The organism is Sporosarcina sp. GTC18466, assembly GCF_055389225.1.
On sequence record NZ_AP044037.1, the window covers coordinates 2,516,404 to 2,531,381 of the forward strand.

At 50.2% G+C, this 14,978-nt stretch carries 19 protein-coding genes; 14 read left to right on the top strand and 5 right to left on the bottom strand.

Annotation, left to right across the window (positions count from 1 at the left end):
- The first annotated feature begins 161 nt into the window (after nt 1-161).
- The 6 genes from ACZ5FK_RS12440 (at nt 162) to ACZ5FK_RS12465 (ending at nt 4,802) form a co-directional block, all read left to right on the top strand.
- A complete protein-coding gene (locus ACZ5FK_RS12440; RefSeq protein WP_464805206.1) occupies nt 162-410 on the top strand; it encodes a hypothetical protein in 249 nt (82 codons plus the stop codon).
- Entirely contained in the window at nt 407-787 is a 381-nt protein-coding gene (locus tag ACZ5FK_RS12445) for a retropepsin-like aspartic protease (RefSeq protein WP_464805207.1), read from the top strand. The genes ACZ5FK_RS12440 and ACZ5FK_RS12445 overlap by 4 nt, the downstream gene beginning before the upstream one ends.
- Before the next feature lie 236 nt (nt 788-1,023).
- Nucleotides 1,024-1,431: an IDEAL domain-containing protein gene (locus ACZ5FK_RS12450; RefSeq protein ID WP_464805208.1), complete on the top strand. Its 408-nt coding sequence runs from the start codon at nt 1,024-1,026 to the stop codon at nt 1,429-1,431.
- A gap of 136 nt (nt 1,432-1,567) precedes the next feature.
- The gene (locus ACZ5FK_RS12455) at nt 1,568-2,269 is read left to right on the top strand and encodes a response regulator transcription factor (protein WP_464805209.1); all 702 of its coding nucleotides are present in this window, start codon (nt 1,568-1,570) and stop codon (nt 2,267-2,269) included.
- Entirely contained in the window at nt 2,266-3,711 is a 1,446-nt protein-coding gene (locus ACZ5FK_RS12460; RefSeq protein ID WP_464805210.1) for a HAMP domain-containing sensor histidine kinase, read from the top strand. Before ACZ5FK_RS12455 ends, ACZ5FK_RS12460 begins: the two co-directional genes overlap by 4 nt.
- Nucleotides 3,711-4,802 (top strand): LolA family protein, encoded by a 1,092-nt coding sequence (locus ACZ5FK_RS12465; protein WP_464805211.1) that lies wholly within the window; start codon nt 3,711-3,713, stop codon nt 4,800-4,802. The genes ACZ5FK_RS12460 and ACZ5FK_RS12465 overlap by 1 nt, the downstream gene beginning before the upstream one ends.
- Nucleotides 4,803-4,870: 68 nt before the next feature.
- On the opposite strand, the gene ACZ5FK_RS12470 is transcribed toward ACZ5FK_RS12465, so the two are convergent.
- From ACZ5FK_RS12470 to ACZ5FK_RS12480, 3 genes are all read right to left on the bottom strand, one after another.
- Nucleotides 4,871-5,023, bottom strand: coding sequence for a hypothetical protein (locus ACZ5FK_RS12470; protein ID WP_464805212.1), 153 nt, complete (start codon nt 5,021-5,023; stop codon nt 4,871-4,873).
- 103 nt (nt 5,024-5,126) lie between these two features.
- The gene (locus ACZ5FK_RS12475) at nt 5,127-6,320 is read right to left on the bottom strand and encodes an MFS transporter (RefSeq protein ID WP_464805213.1); all 1,194 of its coding nucleotides are present in this window, start codon (nt 6,318-6,320) and stop codon (nt 5,127-5,129) included.
- Between the two features lie 32 nt (nt 6,321-6,352).
- The gene (locus ACZ5FK_RS12480; protein WP_464805214.1) at nt 6,353-7,318 is read right to left on the bottom strand and encodes a linear amide C-N hydrolase; all 966 of its coding nucleotides are present in this window, start codon (nt 7,316-7,318) and stop codon (nt 6,353-6,355) included.
- 399 nt (nt 7,319-7,717) lie between these two features.
- On the opposite strand from ACZ5FK_RS12480, the gene ACZ5FK_RS12485 reads away from it, so the two are divergent.
- The 8 genes from ACZ5FK_RS12485 to helD all read left to right on the top strand — a co-directional run bounded on the left by ACZ5FK_RS12485 (nt 7,718) and on the right by helD (nt 13,786).
- The gene (locus ACZ5FK_RS12485; protein WP_464807430.1) at nt 7,718-8,179 is read left to right on the top strand and encodes a DinB family protein; all 462 of its coding nucleotides are present in this window, start codon (nt 7,718-7,720) and stop codon (nt 8,177-8,179) included.
- 30 nt (nt 8,180-8,209) lie between these two features.
- The gene (locus tag ACZ5FK_RS12490) at nt 8,210-8,416 is read left to right on the top strand and encodes a transcription initiation factor TFIIIB (RefSeq protein ID WP_464805215.1); all 207 of its coding nucleotides are present in this window, start codon (nt 8,210-8,212) and stop codon (nt 8,414-8,416) included.
- On the top strand, nt 8,413-8,706 hold the full coding sequence (locus ACZ5FK_RS12495) for a hypothetical protein (RefSeq protein WP_464805216.1): 294 nt from the start codon (nt 8,413-8,415) through the stop codon (nt 8,704-8,706). Before ACZ5FK_RS12490 ends, ACZ5FK_RS12495 begins: the two co-directional genes overlap by 4 nt.
- Before the next feature lie 39 nt (nt 8,707-8,745).
- Entirely contained in the window at nt 8,746-9,567 is an 822-nt protein-coding gene (locus tag ACZ5FK_RS12500) for an SAM-dependent methyltransferase (protein ID WP_464805217.1), read from the top strand.
- A 23-nt stretch (nt 9,568-9,590) separates the two neighbouring features.
- Nucleotides 9,591-9,860: a DUF2651 family protein gene (locus ACZ5FK_RS12505; protein WP_464805218.1), complete on the top strand. Its 270-nt coding sequence runs from the start codon at nt 9,591-9,593 to the stop codon at nt 9,858-9,860.
- Nucleotides 9,861-10,062: 202 nt separating this feature from the next.
- Nucleotides 10,063-10,401, top strand: coding sequence for an NIPSNAP family protein (locus ACZ5FK_RS12510; RefSeq protein WP_464805219.1), 339 nt, complete (start codon nt 10,063-10,065; stop codon nt 10,399-10,401).
- A 183-nt stretch (nt 10,402-10,584) separates the two neighbouring features.
- Entirely contained in the window at nt 10,585-11,232 is a 648-nt protein-coding gene (locus ACZ5FK_RS12515) for an enoyl-CoA hydratase/isomerase family protein (protein WP_464805220.1), read from the top strand.
- 235 nt (nt 11,233-11,467) lie between these two features.
- A complete protein-coding gene (helD, locus tag ACZ5FK_RS12520) occupies nt 11,468-13,786 on the top strand; it encodes an RNA polymerase recycling motor HelD (protein ID WP_464805221.1) in 2,319 nt (772 codons plus the stop codon).
- A gap of 112 nt (nt 13,787-13,898) precedes the next feature.
- Here the strand turns inward: helD and ACZ5FK_RS12525 are convergent, their stop codons facing one another.
- Together ACZ5FK_RS12525 and ACZ5FK_RS12530 are read right to left on the bottom strand one after the other, a co-directional pair.
- Nucleotides 13,899-14,276 carry a hypothetical protein gene (locus tag ACZ5FK_RS12525; RefSeq protein ID WP_464805222.1) on the bottom strand — a complete coding sequence of 126 codons (378 nt, stop codon included), beginning with the start codon at nt 14,274-14,276 and terminating at the stop codon, nt 13,899-13,901.
- A 3-nt stretch (nt 14,277-14,279) separates the two neighbouring features.
- Complete coding sequence (locus tag ACZ5FK_RS12530) at nt 14,280-14,831, bottom strand: Rpn family recombination-promoting nuclease/putative transposase (protein ID WP_464805223.1); 552 nt, start codon at nt 14,829-14,831, stop codon at nt 14,280-14,282.
- Nucleotides 14,832-14,978: the final 147 nt, after the last annotated feature.

Consider the following 14,978-nt stretch of genomic DNA (forward strand, 5'->3'; position numbering starts at 1 on the left):
CTTATTATCAGTCTACCATAAGGGTAGAAGGGGAGCATTTTACAAGATTTACTGTCTAAATTTTTTGCATATTAGTTGCATTTTACGAACGTATGTTTTATTCTTATCTTACAAGTATATAGCAACTGTTTGAGGATCTTGAATGAAAGGAGTGAATTTGAGTGAAATGGGAGGAAATCAGAACCATGTATCCCAATCAGTATGTCAAACTGAAAGTTCTTGATTTCAAAGTGAAGGGAGACAAAAAGATTATCACCGATGTAGCATTAATCAGCGTCATTACAGATCCAAAGCAAGCAACAAGGGAGCTCTTGAATTCAAAAGGAGACACGTTTGTCTATCCGACAGGTTCTTCTGAAATTGAGATTCAAATGCGGTCGCCTATTGGATTCAGAGGAATGCGTTTATGAACATGAAGCAAGTAAATTCATTATTTCATGTTGAAATGAGCGTTGTGTATAAAGAAAGAACGGCTGTAATTGATAAGCTGGTTTTTGATACGGGTGCAGCTCACTCATTGTTCTCGTCTGATGCAGTTAGTGAGCTGGGCATCTTTTTTGAGAACGGCGACCAGTTAGTCAGCGCATACGGAATTGGCGGCGAAGAGTATTCGTTCCGTAAACAAGTGGATGGTATTACCCTTGGTTCTTATCAAGTAGATAACTTTAAATTAGATTTTGGTGATTTGCATGGATGGGGTATTAATGGTTTAATCGGACTTGATATTCTAGCCACTGGACGGTTTGTAATTGATTTTGAAAAATGTATACTTCACCATTCCATGTAGCTAATGAAAACGTTAAAAGAGAATGTCCGGCCTGCAGATAGCGGGTCTTTTTTTCATTTCTCAAAAATTTGATAGCCGCTGGATGCAACGGAGGTTTCAAGCGGTTCATTCCTCGCCATCTACGAAAGCAGCCAACACATCCTTGACGCACCTGAACGGTTTCCAGTACACTAGGTGTAAATGAAAATGATTCTCATTATCATCTAGTGAGATAGGATACGCGAGGAGGAGTAGGAATGATCCATTACTTTATCACAACGGAAACGTTTCATCATCAGGTCGTCTGCTTTTGTCCGGATAAGAAACATACGTCCACATTGACGATCGACAAGGCGGATGTGCTGCAAGTCATTGACCATGAAAGCTTTCTATTTGAGGAGGACTGGTATTGGCTCGTCACCATTAACAATGAAATCCGCCTCTATATCGCACGGGATAAGCTGACGGCTTATTATAACGAAGGGAAGCTCGTGTCCGATTACGATGTGTCGCTGCAGCTCAATTATTTGCAGTTCCAGATTGACCGATCGTTGGAGACGCGTGATAAAGAGTCATTCCTGAAACGTTCGAAAGAGCTGCGGGCGGTCCAGGAGCTGAAAGAGAAGCTCGAGGCGATCCATTCCGCTGAAAAGGTATTGAGCTGAAGAATTTCTCGAAAGGCCTGCACCTAGCAGGTCTTTTTTCATCTCCAAAAACAATGGTACGATAAAAGATAAAGCTTTTATTAACTTTCGAAACTCGTGAAAGATCCTTGATAGAGTAGAGTCAGGAGGAATGGTCATGGCGGAACGGATTTTGCTCGTGGAAGATGATGCGCATATCGCGCAGATTGTGCGGGATACCTTGCGGCAGGAGGGCTATGAGGTGACGTGGGCGACGACAGGGCTGGAAGGATGGGAGGATTTCCAGCGGGCTACGTATGATTTGGTCCTCGTCGATTGGATGCTGCCGGAGATGGATGGGATTTCGTTGTGCCGAAATGTGCGGCTTGCGGGGGATGTGCCCGTCATCATGATCAGTGCGCGGAAAGAGGATGCGGACAAGGTGGAAGGGCTTGATACGGGGGCCGATGATTATCTCGCGAAGCCGTTCAGCCTGGCCGAATTGAAGGCGCGCGTGGCATCGCAGCTAAGAAGGTGGCGGCGGTATCACGGCGAGGCGCAACCGGAGAAACGCGAGATGTTCCTGCATGGCTTGTGCATCGACTGGCTGGCGGAACAAGTGACATTAGGCGAAGAACCTGTTTTATTGACGCCGAAGGAATTCGAACTGTTGAAGGTGCTCGCCCGCAATCAAGGCCTCATCTTTTCAAAAGCAACACTGTATGAGCATGTGTGGGGGCAACTGGAGATGGAAGGTGCGAATTCGGTGGCGGTGCATATCAAATCGCTGCGCGAGAAACTGCAGGATCCGGTGAAGGCTCCGCTTTTCATCCAAACGGTGTGGGGCAAAGGGTACCGGTTTGTCGGTGAGAAATTGTGAAGATCCGGACGTGGCTTCTGCTTTCCTACCTGGTTGTCATGCTTCTGCCTCTGCTCGGAGCGTACGGCTTGTTCGCCTGGATCAATTCGTACCATGAGGAGCGAAACGTCGCAGAGTATATGGAGACATTTGTTGAGTTGAATGAACTCCAAGCAGTACTTTCTGAAAAAGGCTTTTACCGGACGGATGCAGATTTTGAAGCGGTTGACGGACTCGCGTCCAACCGCCTCGCGATCACGTTGTATGCGTCAAATGGCTATATGGTGCATTCCACGAATCCTATCAAGCCGAATCCGATCGCTTTCCTCCCGCGAAAGCAGCTCTATGAAGGCTTCTATGAAATGAGGCAGACGTTCGGCACGGTCACATACAAAGAGCCTGTCTTTGACGACGGACGCATTGCAGGTGTTTACGAGATTGAATGGAGCCGCGAGGAATGGGTCGCGGGTGTCGGCAAGCGTACGTGGTTCATCGGCGGCTTGTTCGGGGCGTTCTTCCTAGCGCTTTACGCGGTTGTCGTTGTGCTCGTCGGCCGTAAATTGAACCGGCCGCTGCGCCAGCTGTCCGGTCAGATGGCGGCGTTCGCAAAAGGGGAAACGGTCGAACCACTGCAAATGAAGAATGATGAAATCGGAGCGTTAGCCGGCAATTTCGAAGCGATGCGCGAAGAATTGACCAAGGCGAATGAAACGCTGGCGAGCGAACAGCGTCAAAAGGAGTTCATGATTGCGAGCATTTCGCATGATCTCAAGACCCCGCTCACGTCCATCCGGGCCTACGCTGAAGCGATGGAAGCGGAAACTACGGATTCGCAGAAGTTGCAGGAATACCCTAGTGTCATCGTGGCGAAAGCGAATCATATGCGGCAGATGCTGGATGACCTGCTGACGTACACGCTGCTCCAGTCGGCTGCGTATCAGATGGAACGAACCCTTGTCGATGCCGAAGAATTCTTTGACATGCTGACGAGCGGCTACGAAATGCTTTGTGAGGAACGGCAGATTAACCTTCACGTGACAGTTGACGTGGAAGGCGAAGTTTTGGTGAACGCGAAACAGCTCGTGCGGGTGGTTGACAATTTGATGGACAATGCGATCGGTCATACGGAAAGGGGCGGCGGCATTTGCCTATTTGCCGTGAATGCGGCTGCGTGGGCAGCGGGGTGTTTTGATTTCGTGAAGCATGCGCTTGATCGCAAGGACGGAGTGTATTTGATTGTTCAAAATGAAGGGCCGGGTGTTTCGGAGGAAACGATACGAAAGGCGTTCGATCCGCTGTACCAAGCTGAAAAGGCGAGGACAAAGTCGGGATCGGGCCTAGGCCTCGCCATTACAAAAGAGATAGTGGAAAAGCATGGCGGCACGGTGCGGATGGTGTCCCAGGACGGAAGCGGGACAGCGGTCATTTGCTGGCTGCCTGTAAACAAAGGAGACGATGAATGATGAAATGGTTGAAACCGGTGACAGGAGTAGGCGTCTTGCTGTTTTTCGCAGTGGGGCTTGCTGCCTGCAATGCAGGGGAGCATGGGCTATCTCCGCAGGAAGTTGTGAACGCGGCATTGCAGGAGGCGGATGGTCCGCTTTCCTATTATGGTGAAAATACGATGAAGAGCGGTTCTGATGAAGAAGAGATGAAGGCGAAGGAATGGGTGGCAGGCGATGGCCGGAACCGGATTGAAATGACGGTGGAAAGCGGCGGAACGACAACGGCCGTGAACGACGGAAAGAAGATATCCATGTATGACGAGGCAAGCAACACGGCGATGATCATGGAAATCAATGAAGAGGACGCGGCAGACCTGGCCCGGCAGTCGCCCCGTGAACAGGCGGAACGGATGCTGAACCTTGTGAAGGATACACATGAATTGTCGGCCGGCCGTGAAGAGGAAGTTGCAGGACGGCAGACGTATCACGTCATCGCAAAAGCGAAAGACGATACAGCCCTTATCGGGAACCTGGAACTCTGGATCGACAAGGAGACATGGATGGTCCTGAAGTCGGTCAATAAAAGCGGAGGTCTGATGAGCACGATGGAATACACGAAGATCGACTATAAGCCAGCGCTTGAAGAAGACCTCTTCGTCCTCGACATTCCCGAAGGGGCGAGCGTCGAAGTGATGGATGAGGACAGCTATACACCTCGGAAAGCGACTCTCGAAGATGCGAAGGAGGAGCTGGGTTCATTTCTACTGGTGCAGGAGAAGGATGATGTGAAGCTATCGGACATTACAGTGCTGGATGGATATGAAGGACGTCAGGAATTCTCGTTCCTCTACACGAAAGAGGGCATTCCGGCTTTCTCGATCGATGTGTTCAAGGCAGGAGCGGAATTAGAAAGTACCGGCTTCGGCGGTCTTGGCAAGCAAGAGGAAGTGACGATACACGGGAAGAAAGGGATGAAGATGGAGATGGGTGATTTCCGTTCGCTGGACTGGCAGGAAGACGGCAACAAATACAGCGTCCTGCTGCTGAACCCGGACATCTCGTTTGAGGAAGTGGAAGGCTGCCTGGAAGGGATGCAGCTGGCGGATTGATGGAGGTAAACGTCGAGGGGGAATTGGATGTCAGGCAGCAATCACAATAGTACAATCCCCTTCTTGACTCAACGATCAGCTAACCCTTTAAAGGCTGCGTCATGTTCTTGAAGCACGTCTTGTAAGATTTTCATGAATGCAGCATCCGCTTCATCAGCCTGTTGCAACTGCACTATTCTAGTAACGTTTAACTTGTCTTCAGGCGACTTGAAATAGCCCATTCTGATACCCCCTTAGTTGATGAGTACTATAACATAATATGTATATCAAAAAAAGCAATCATCCAGATGAATAATGGACGATTGCTTTTTACTGTGAATCAAATCAACCAACCTGCTGTTCCCGTTCCCCGACCAAAAACGTCAGTCGGATCATGCCGATGAACAGCGCAGCGAAGATTCCGAGCGTGTATGCATGGTTGCCCGTCGCGTCGTAGACGAGCGCGATGAGGAGCGGAACGAAACTCGCTATGATATAGCCGCCTGTCTGCATCATGGCGGTCCAGGCGTTCGTATCTTCGGCCGTTTCGGTCGCGTCCAGCGGGAACAGAAGCGAGATCGGGAAGAGCCCCGCGAGCGGCATGCTCATGAAAACCGCGCTGACCCACATAAGTGTCCAGTTGCCAGTCGAGAGCAAGGCGATCGAGATCAAGCCCATGGTAAGGAAAAACAGCAGCCAGAGCCGGCGCTTCGGTATCCGTTCATAGACGATCGGGAAGATCAGGTTCAGGACGATCTGGATCCCCGTCATCAGGCTGAGCACTCCGCTTGCCGCAACGAGCGACATGCCGCTGCTTGTCGCGATCGGCACGACCCATGTGATGACGCAGAAGAAGCTCGATGCCTGCAGGCCGAAGAACACGAGGAACAGCCACGCTTTTTTCTGCTTCCACGGGGAGATCCCGGCAGCGCCGCCTGCGGAATCCGCTTTTTTCTGCTTCAAGCGGATATTGCCCCGCAAGGAAAGCGCGCAGAAGACGAGCCCGAGTACCGCAAGCGCCGCCCAGATGCCCAGCGCAAACGGATACGAGCCGGTCCGTTTGAAAAAGACCGCGGTCAGCCCCGCTCCGAGCGTCGCGCCGACCCCCATGCCGAATGTGTAAATGCCGATGACACTTGTCGCGCGGTCCGGAAAGAACTGTTTGATCATCGACGACAGCAGCGGCCCGATGACGGCGATGCCGATCCCGATGAAGACTGCAGAAATGAGCAAGGCTGCATAGGAGGATGTGAATCCGCGCAGCAGCGTCATGCCGCCGATGATCAGCAGCATGAGATACATCGACCCGGTGAGCCCGATGGTCCGGTTCAGGAACGGAGCAAGGGAAGCGAACAAGCCCATGCAGAGGACCGGCAATGCAGTCAGCAAGCTCACTTGCGCGTTTGAGAGGGCGAGATCATCCCGGATCGTATCGAGCATCGGGCCGATGGATGAGATGGCGGGCCGCATGTTGACGGACACCGCGAAAATGGTGAACAGCAGCAGGACGGCCTGTTTTTTTGTGAATTGTGTTGTCATGGGTGGACTCCTTTATGGACGGTGTGGCAACTTTACAGCTCCATGCTCCTCTGAAGCGGGATGAACTGCATGTCTTCTGCATCTTTATAATCATCCAGCGAGAAAACTTGGAGATTGATATTGTCATGGCATTTGACGATATATGCGCGGCGCGCTGTATCCATGACACCTGTATAGAGCGTTTCATCGTTATTCCCTTCATTCGGATCAATGACCGCGCCGGTCGGGATATCCGACTGGGACAGGATACGGAAGCCCTGCAAGATGGCACTCGTGCGATCGAGCTGCCGCGGGGTCGAGGATACGAAGAAGGCGGCGCGCACGAAGCGGGAAGGCGGGGTGAAGTCGCCAGGCAGTCCGACGAGCCCGCTTCCTTCGCCGAATTTCGTCACGGGCGTTCCGTTCCAGTCGCGGCTTTCGATATTTTCAGGCTGCAAATGCAGATAGTTTTTCAGGTTTGCCGTATGCCATGGGAATTCAGGTGCATTCGTCAGCACCCCGTACGGATTGTCGTACGCCAGGAGCCGGCCGCCTTTCGGCTCGAGCACCAGCCCGTTCCCTGCTGCATCCATGAAGAAAAAGTGCATGTCTGCGGACGTCTCGCCGGCTTCGTTCTTTGCGAGAATGTTCATCTTCTCCGCTTCCTCTCTGACCTCTTGCACATCTTTGCAGCGGCTGAGCAAATAATTGAAGGCGTGGGAAAGCGTCAGATTGATCTTGCCTGCTGCCGGCTCTTCCGCGAATGACGCATAGCCCGGCAGCAGATTGTTCGACGCCATCAGCCCCATTTCATTGATGCCGTCGCCGAATGCTGCAATCTCCATGAACGCCATGCCGAGCACCGCGTACGTTGTGTCAAACGCGTTTCCGTCTGCCTGGATGAATCCTGTATGCCCGGCTGGCACGCAGAGCAGCGAGTTTTCGAGCTTGATCCCCATCTCCAGCGTCCGTCCGAATACATAGCCGTCCGTGTATGAAAATCCGACTGTCGTGCACATGTGATCACTTCCGTTTCGTCAGTTGTCCACTTATTATAGAGGGAAAACCGGGCGGAGGCGAGAACAACCGTTTCAAGAAAGAAGGTTGTCCGTAATTTGTTCGAATGATATGATAGTTTTAAAGTGACGGAAAGGAGTGAGTAGAATGCAATCAGTGAATGTCATTACAGCACCTTTGAAAGGCATTCAGTGCGTCTCACTCCACGGATTCTACATGTAAACGTGCGGAACATGGCCGCACTGCTCGGAAACATTGCAACCACAGGCGATTTCATGAGGTTCTGTGGTTTTTTCGTATCAAGCAGGGACGCGTGAGGAGGAATGGACTTGGAAACAGAAGGGCTATTTATTATCGATCAAAAAGAAGGCCTCAGCCTGGAGTTCAGCAAATTGGTCTCCATGATGGTGTATACCCGGTTGACGACACTGGATGAGGTGAAGGATTTGACGGTCAGCGAGCTCGATTATCTGATGCATGACGAGGCGAACTCGATCGGCATGCTGCTCGCCCATATGGTGTCTGTCGAGGAGGCATACCAAATCAACACCTTTGAGAACAGGGGCTTTACGGAAAAAGACCTGGAAAAGCTGAATCCGGCTCTCGATCTGGGTCCCGCGGCGCGTGAGCAGATCCGCGGCCACTCCATCGACTATTATATCGAACAGCTGGAGCATGCCCGCCGGAAGACGGTCGATACGTTCCGTACATTGCCGGACAGCTGGCTGTTCGAGCAGTCTCCCTTTTGGGGCGGAGAACCGGCCAATCATTATTTCAAATGGTTCCATGTGATGGAGGACGAACTGAGCCACAGGGGCCAGATCCGGTTGATCAAAAAAAGCATGCGGCTGGCAGGTCAATAACTGCCGGTCCCTGCATACGGAGGGATTTACATGAAACAAGTGGAAAAAGCGACGGAATGTCCGAAATGCGGCAGCCGGGAACTCGGAAGGGGCAAGCAGAGCGGCTATGCCGCCATGGCGACGGTCAATAAATCGAGTTTCGGCTCGCCGGTGGAATTTGTCGTCTGTACGGATTGCGGGTTTATTGTCGAGAGTTATGTGATGAAACCGGAGAAATTCAAGGGGTCGCATGAGTGAGTCATGCGATCATGATCGTGGCCTCTCTGCTGTTTTCCGTACTCGTCTCCAGCCAGGTGCTTAGGGCGACTGGGAACAAAAGGGTTGCCATGCTATCCGCATGTTTGATCAATCTGCTCTTTCTCGGTGCCATCGCGTGGGGATCCTATCTCTTGGATGCGGAAGCACGCCTGTTCGGCAGCAGTGGGAGAAAGCAATATATTCTTGTGATCGCCATTCCGTTTGTTAGCTGGGTGAGTCTGCTCGTCCTTCAGCTGACAGCACGGAAATGGGTTCCGAGTGAGAGATAAAACGTCACGATTTCAGTGGACAAACGGAGGAACGAGAGTATGGACTATCCATTGGACGCGCAAACCATTACCTTCCTGAAGGAACATCAGTTATTTGAACACGACGAGATCCAGCAGATTCAGCTGCAGCACCGGTTGCGTCTCGTTTCTGCATTTGACCTTCCGAAGGGCGGGCGAATTCTTGAGATTGGTTGCGGGCAAGGGGATACGACGATGGCGCTTGCCCATGCAACGGGAGAAAAAGGACAGATCGTCGCTGTCGACAAAGCGAGCCGGGAGTACGGGGCGCCTTTCACGTTGGGCGAAGCGACCGATCATATTTTGCAATCATCGTTAGGAAAGCGGATCACGTTCCACCTGGATACCGATTTACATGATGTGGAAGTGGACGTTCCCTTTGATGCCGTAGTATTATCCCACTGCTCCTGGTATTTTCACGACCCGAAGGAGCTGCTGGGCGTCTTCCAAAAATTGCGCCGGCTGACAAAGCGGATCTGTTTCGCGGAATGGGATATCGCGTTCACCGAGATGGCGCAGCGCAGCCACTTCTGCGCGGTTTCCCTGATCGCCCTCTACTCACAATTTGTGGAGAATGACAGCAATGTCCAAAACCTGTTCCATAAGGTGCAAATTCGGCAGCTGCTAGAGGAAGCGGGCTTTACCGTCGAAAAACAGGCAGTGGTGGATGCTTCATTCTTGCCTGACGGAAAGTGGGAAATGAGCTACGCGAACAGCATCCGGGTCGAACTGGAGGCGGCAGCGCCTGCCATGATACCGTTATTGACCAGTTATTATGCGCTCATGAACGAGCCGCAAGGCGAAGTGTGTGCCTTAGACAGTTTTGTGATCACTGCATCCTAGTAATGGAATGAGGGGCGAAATAGATGGAATTCGTACTTGTTTTAATCATGTTGCCGATCGGTGTCATTGCCGCGTCCATACTTGGAACGATCTTTTTCAAAAGGTGGTTTGTCATGCCGGTCGTCACGCTGCTCGCTTGTGTTGTGTCCATGTTCACTGTTTTCAACACGTCATTCCTCATTTGGGTAATTTTTTATACGCTATTATCTATTGGGGCTGGCCTGCTGACATCGGTTCTGCGGAAGCGGCTTGCTCGTATGACTAGGGACGCGCGGCTCGGGAATTCGTTATAGACCATCTGCAGTATAAGGAGTGTAATCAAGTGATTGGTTTTCTGGCAAATAGTGCTGTGCTTTTTCTCTTCATTATGATGAGTGCGGGGTTGCATAATCAACAAAAAAATACGAGAGCAATAAAAGAATAGAGAAAAAACAGGATAGCATCATCTCTGTACTTTCGGAAAAAGACAATACAAAGCGATAACGGGGTGGAAAGTTGTTTTACAGACGTAAATACTACATTGTAAAAAATGAATTTGTCGACACATTCAATAACCATTTCAACGAAAACAACCTGCCCAATCAGCTGAAGCATGGGGCGCGGCTTGTGGGCAGATGGATGCTTCCGCATGACGAACAGACGACGGAGATTTTTGCGGTCTGGGAATATGACAGCCGCGAGGAGTATATCCGGATTGAAGATAATGTGCGAAGCGATGAGGCGCATGTGGTGCGGGTGCAGGATTGGTATGACCGGCATGGCGGCAGGGAGAATGTCCTGAAGAATTGTATTGTGGAAGTGAAGAACGAGGAGATTATCCCGACGGTGAGATGAAGAGAGGCGAAGTTAGGGTACCTGTGCCAAAAACATTTATGTTAATTTAGCCAATTTGAATATATATTCAATCAAATATGGAAGTGGTACTGTTCATTTTCTATTACTATGCAATTGTAGTGAATGATTTGAATCTTGTCTTGCACAGGTACCGCCACAATCACGGAGCGGACGAAATGGGCGATGCCTGAGATGAATATCGGTTTCTTTCCCGATGTCGGAGCCGCGTATTTCTTGAACCGGGCACCTGGGAAGGCGGGCCGCTATCTTGCATTGACCGCGGCGACCATTACGGCTGCGGACGTCTTATATGCAAATGCGGCGGATGTGTACATGGAAAGCGGCGAGCTGCCTGCGTTTTTGGCGGCTGTTGAAACGACGGATTGGCGCGACCTGGATGAAGAAGCGTCGGGACTGAAGAGCTTGCTTGCGGCGTTTACATCTGAGCCGCCTGCGAACGGGGTGCTGGCGGAATGGCAGCCTGAAATAGACCTTCATTTTTCCTCTGAGACGGTGGAAGAGATCATCGCGTCGCTCGGGGAAAGCGAGACCCGTTTTGCCAAGACTACCATGGAGACCATGCGTTCCGTGTCCCCATCGTCTCTTAAAGTGACACTTGAACAGATGAAGAAGGGCGAGGGGACATCCGTGGCAGAGTGCCTTACCACGGATTTGATCCTGGCGAAGCGCTTCTTGCGGCATGCGGATTTCTTCGAGGGCATCCGTTCTGTGGTGGTTGATAAAGATCGCAATCCCTCATGCGTCTATGAGGAGCTAGGTGATGTGACGGAAGAGAAAGTACGAGAATTCTTTACGCCAATTGGCGAGTAACTAAAAAAAGGAGCCATCGCGGTCATGCTGCGTTGGCTCCTTTTTGTATCATCAATCATTAATTGCAAATAAAAAAATACGTACCCACACAATTGACCCGCTGGCAATCGAATGGTACGATAGTAAGGATAGACATTAAATGTTTTTATACTTATAATTTCCCTATTTTAAGTATACACCATCGTCTATCTGCATGTCAACAGGTTTACTCATTTTTGTAAAAGGGGTGTTTGCCGTGAAGTCGACGTTTCAGATTGAACAGCAGCGGGTGGATGAAGTGGGTCGTGTTATTGCAGAACAAATTCGCAAACTTGAAGGGGACACTGCGCGTCAGCGTGATGAAGTGGTCAGGATCCGCAAGCATTTTTGGGATGAAGTGAAGGTCAATCTCGATACATTCGACGATTATTTGGAAACGATCATTGGACTGAGGCAAGAGGCGCAAGCCTTGTCTGTCAGCCAAAGCACTCATAAGAATGCCGCGAAACGATTGTCGACACTTCGGCGTATGAAGGATGTGCCGTATTTCGGACGGATTGATTTTCTGGAAGAAGGAGAACAAGCTGCGGAGCAGGTCTACATCGGAATTGGCACGCTGACTGATCAGGACGGGGAGAATTTCCTCATTTACGACTGGCGCGCACCGATTTCAAGTGTCTATTACGATTATGAGCCGGGTGAAGCTTCCTATAAAACGCCGGGCGGGATGGTTCACGGGAACATGGAAACGAAGTGGCAGTACTTGATCCGAAAGGGCACGCTCCAGTCGATGTTTGATACGAGCCTGACAATCGGTGATGAGATTTTGCAGCTCGCGTTAGGCGAAAGCGCGGACAAGAAGATGAATAACATTGTCGCGACCATCCAGCAGGATCAGAACCGGATCATCCGCCACGATGGCGGCAGACTACTTATTGTCCACGGGGCGGCGGGCAGCGGGAAGACATCTGCAGCCTTGCAACGGGTCGCCTATTTGCTCTATAAATACCGCGAAAGTCTGCGGGCGGATCAGATCATTTTATTCTCCCCGAATACGTTATTCAACAGCTATGTTTCCAATGTGCTGCCGGAGCTTGGCGAGGAGAATATGCAGCAAGTCACGTTCCAGGAGTACTTGGATCACCGCTTGAGCAAGGAGTTCAACGTGGAAAATCCGTATGACCAGCTGGAGTACATTTTGACAGCGGAGGATTCCCCTGCACTCCGGGTACGGACGGAAAGCATCCGGTTCAAGGCGTCTTCACTGTTTTTCGAGGCGATCGAGTCGTACCGGGTGTCACTTGAGCAAGCGGGCATGCGGTTCACCGATTTGGTTTTCCGCGGACAGACGATTGTGTCTGCCAGCCAGATGGCAGAGAGGTTTTATTCGCAAGACACGAATTTCCGTTTTCATAACCGCCTGGAGCAGTTGAAGGAGTGGCTGCTGAAGGAAGTGAAAGAGTTCCAGAAGGCAGAGTGGAATGAGCAATGGGTGCTGGATCGGATTGAGCTGCTGAGCGATGAGGAATACCATAAGGCGCACCGGCAATTGGCGAAGAAACACGGGCTGAAGGGAGCCGCGATGGCCGACTACGAGGTGGAGCAAAAGGACCTCGCGCGGTTGATTGTCAGGCGAAAAGTGAAACCGCTCTTGCAAAGGATCAAAGCGTTCGAATTCATCGACATGAAAGGGATCTATGGGCAGCTTTTCGAAGACCCGTTGCACATCAAGCAGTGGATGGATGGGGAAACGCCGGAGGAATGGAAGGCCATCTGTCAGGCGACACGGGATATGCTGGAAGACAATCGGCTAGCCTATGAGGATGCCACCCCGTTTCTATTATTAAATGAACTGATCAAAGGTTTCCAGGCGAACCGGACAATCAAACATGTCTTCGTCGACGAGGCGCAGGATTATTCTCCGTTCCAATTCGAATTTTTACGGCGGCTTTTCCCGGCAGCGAGGATGACCGTGCTGGGGGATTTCAACCAGGCCATTTTCGCGCATGCGGATCAGACGACCGATTTCGATATGCTCGAAGGATTGTACGGGCCGGAGGAGACGACCGTGATTGAACTGGCGAAAAGCTACCGGTCGACAAAACCGATCATCGAATTCACGCGTTCGCTCATTCCTGGCGCCAGCCAGATTGTCCCGTTTGAACGGGATGGAGTGCGTCCTGAGTTGAAGCGGGTGGCGGATCAGGAAGAGCTGCACGGGGAGATCGTCTCCAAAATCGATGACTACAAACAGGCCGGTTACCAAAGCATCGCCATCATCTGTAAGTCCGCCGAAGAGAGCAGACATGCATATGAATCCTTGTCTGCCATGGTCAGCGGGCTGATCTTGCTGAAGACCGGCTCCTTCGAATACGAACAGGGCGTCGTAGTCGTGCCGGCATACTTGGCGAAAGGCATCGAGTTCGATGCCGTCATCCTCTACAATGCTTCCAGGGACGTTTACAATTCAGAGCAAGTGCGCCGGCTTCTTTATACGGCCTGCACAAGGGCCATGCACGCGCTGCAGCTGTATAGCGTGGGCGAACCGAGCGGGTTGCTGGAGGGGAGGATTTAGTGGTGCCGATGCCGGGTGTAAGGTAGGTCCTACACAATAATTGCATAGAAAAGAGACAGAAGCCAACCAGGCCAATGTATGGTTGGCTTCTGTCTGTAATCTAATTTCAACTTTATAAGTATTCCCGGACTTCATCCAGGCTGTCGAAACTGTCCTCGCTCATAATTCGTAAAACAATCGCTTTCAGGACAGCGGTCTCCACATCTTTTAGTCCTTCACGAATATCTTGCGGGACTTTCTTGAATCTCGAAATCAATCCTTGGTCTGCCATCTCAAGCAAGCTTGCTCTAATGCCTTGTTCAAGTCCCTTTTCTAGCCCCTTTTCTAGCCCCTTTTCCAATCCTTTTTCCAGTCCTTCTTCTCTCCACATATCCGCTAAGGTCATTGCAATTTCACTTCCTTCCTGATAATTTGTTTCTACGTCTTGTAACAGTTTCTCCATGTCTTTCTTCGTTAAACTTTTTGCTGCACTTGCTATATAACGAATCATCGTTTAAAAGTATTCTATTCCTGTTTGTCTGTCTTCTAAATCATTCAAGTATTGAATAGCACGATGGAAGGAGCATAGTAATTTTTCGGAATCTGAGGTGAATATGTCTCGCAAAAGTAGTAAGCCAATACGTGTCTTCACTATGCCTTTAATTTCTTCATTTGAGAAGCGGGAAAGATCAAAAAGTAAGTAATTAAAATCGGGCACATACTTTTTAATGGAAGAAGGGAGTGATTCATAGTTGCTTATTTTGCTACCCAAACTTTCTGGGACATTCCAATTTGGTTTCCCATGATAAACAACGAGTGGAAGAACAACGGGCATATCGATTGTATTATTATCCATTGACGCTTTCCAAATGTCTGTCATATAGCGCAACAGCTGAAACGCGATTCCTTTATCAGGATAACTTTTGTGTTCGAATAAAATATAGATATAGCCTTCCGCATCTTCAATTCTAGTCTTGAACAATAAATCCGAGTACGTTTCATCCAGTTTTTCATCTATAAAGCTATCTTTCTGCGGTTCTTGTTTGGGTACCTGTGCCAAAAACATTCATGTCAATTCAGCCAATTTGAATATATATTTAATCAAAAATGGAATTGGCAATGTTCATTTTCTATTTCTATGCAATTGTAGTGAATGATTTGAATCTTGTCTTGCACAGGTACCGTCACAACGAGCACATTCTAGCATTTGAAA

Excerpts from the sequence above, each read along its gene's own strand:
- ACZ5FK_RS12445 (WP_464805207.1), top strand. The coding sequence starts at position 407 with ATGAACATGAAGCAAGTAAATTCATTATTTCATGTTGAAATGAGCGTT.
- ACZ5FK_RS12450 (WP_464805208.1), top strand. The coding sequence starts at position 1,024 with ATGATCCATTACTTTATCACAACGGAAACGTTTCATCATCAGGTCGTC.
- ACZ5FK_RS12455 (WP_464805209.1), top strand. The coding sequence starts at position 1,568 with ATGGCGGAACGGATTTTGCTCGTGGAAGATGATGCGCATATCGCGCAG.
- ACZ5FK_RS12465 (WP_464805211.1), top strand. The coding sequence starts at position 3,711 with ATGAAATGGTTGAAACCGGTGACAGGAGTAGGCGTCTTGCTGTTTTTC.
- ACZ5FK_RS12470 (WP_464805212.1), bottom strand. The coding sequence starts at position 5,023 with ATGGGCTATTTCAAGTCGCCTGAAGACAAGTTAAACGTTACTAGAATA.
- ACZ5FK_RS12475 (WP_464805213.1), bottom strand. The coding sequence starts at position 6,320 with ATGACAACACAATTCACAAAAAAACAGGCCGTCCTGCTGCTGTTCACC.
- ACZ5FK_RS12480 (WP_464805214.1), bottom strand. The coding sequence starts at position 7,318 with ATGTGCACGACAGTCGGATTTTCATACACGGACGGCTATGTATTCGGA.
- ACZ5FK_RS12485 (WP_464807430.1), top strand. The coding sequence starts at position 7,718 with ATGATGGTGTATACCCGGTTGACGACACTGGATGAGGTGAAGGATTTG.
- ACZ5FK_RS12490 (WP_464805215.1), top strand. The coding sequence starts at position 8,210 with ATGAAACAAGTGGAAAAAGCGACGGAATGTCCGAAATGCGGCAGCCGG.
- ACZ5FK_RS12500 (WP_464805217.1), top strand. The coding sequence starts at position 8,746 with ATGGACTATCCATTGGACGCGCAAACCATTACCTTCCTGAAGGAACAT.
- ACZ5FK_RS12505 (WP_464805218.1), top strand. The coding sequence starts at position 9,591 with ATGGAATTCGTACTTGTTTTAATCATGTTGCCGATCGGTGTCATTGCC.
- ACZ5FK_RS12515 (WP_464805220.1), top strand. The coding sequence starts at position 10,585 with ATGCCTGAGATGAATATCGGTTTCTTTCCCGATGTCGGAGCCGCGTAT.
- ACZ5FK_RS12525 (WP_464805222.1), bottom strand. The coding sequence starts at position 14,276 with ATGATTCGTTATATAGCAAGTGCAGCAAAAAGTTTAACGAAGAAAGAC.
- ACZ5FK_RS12530 (WP_464805223.1), bottom strand. The coding sequence starts at position 14,831 with ATGTTTTTGGCACAGGTACCCAAACAAGAACCGCAGAAAGATAGCTTT.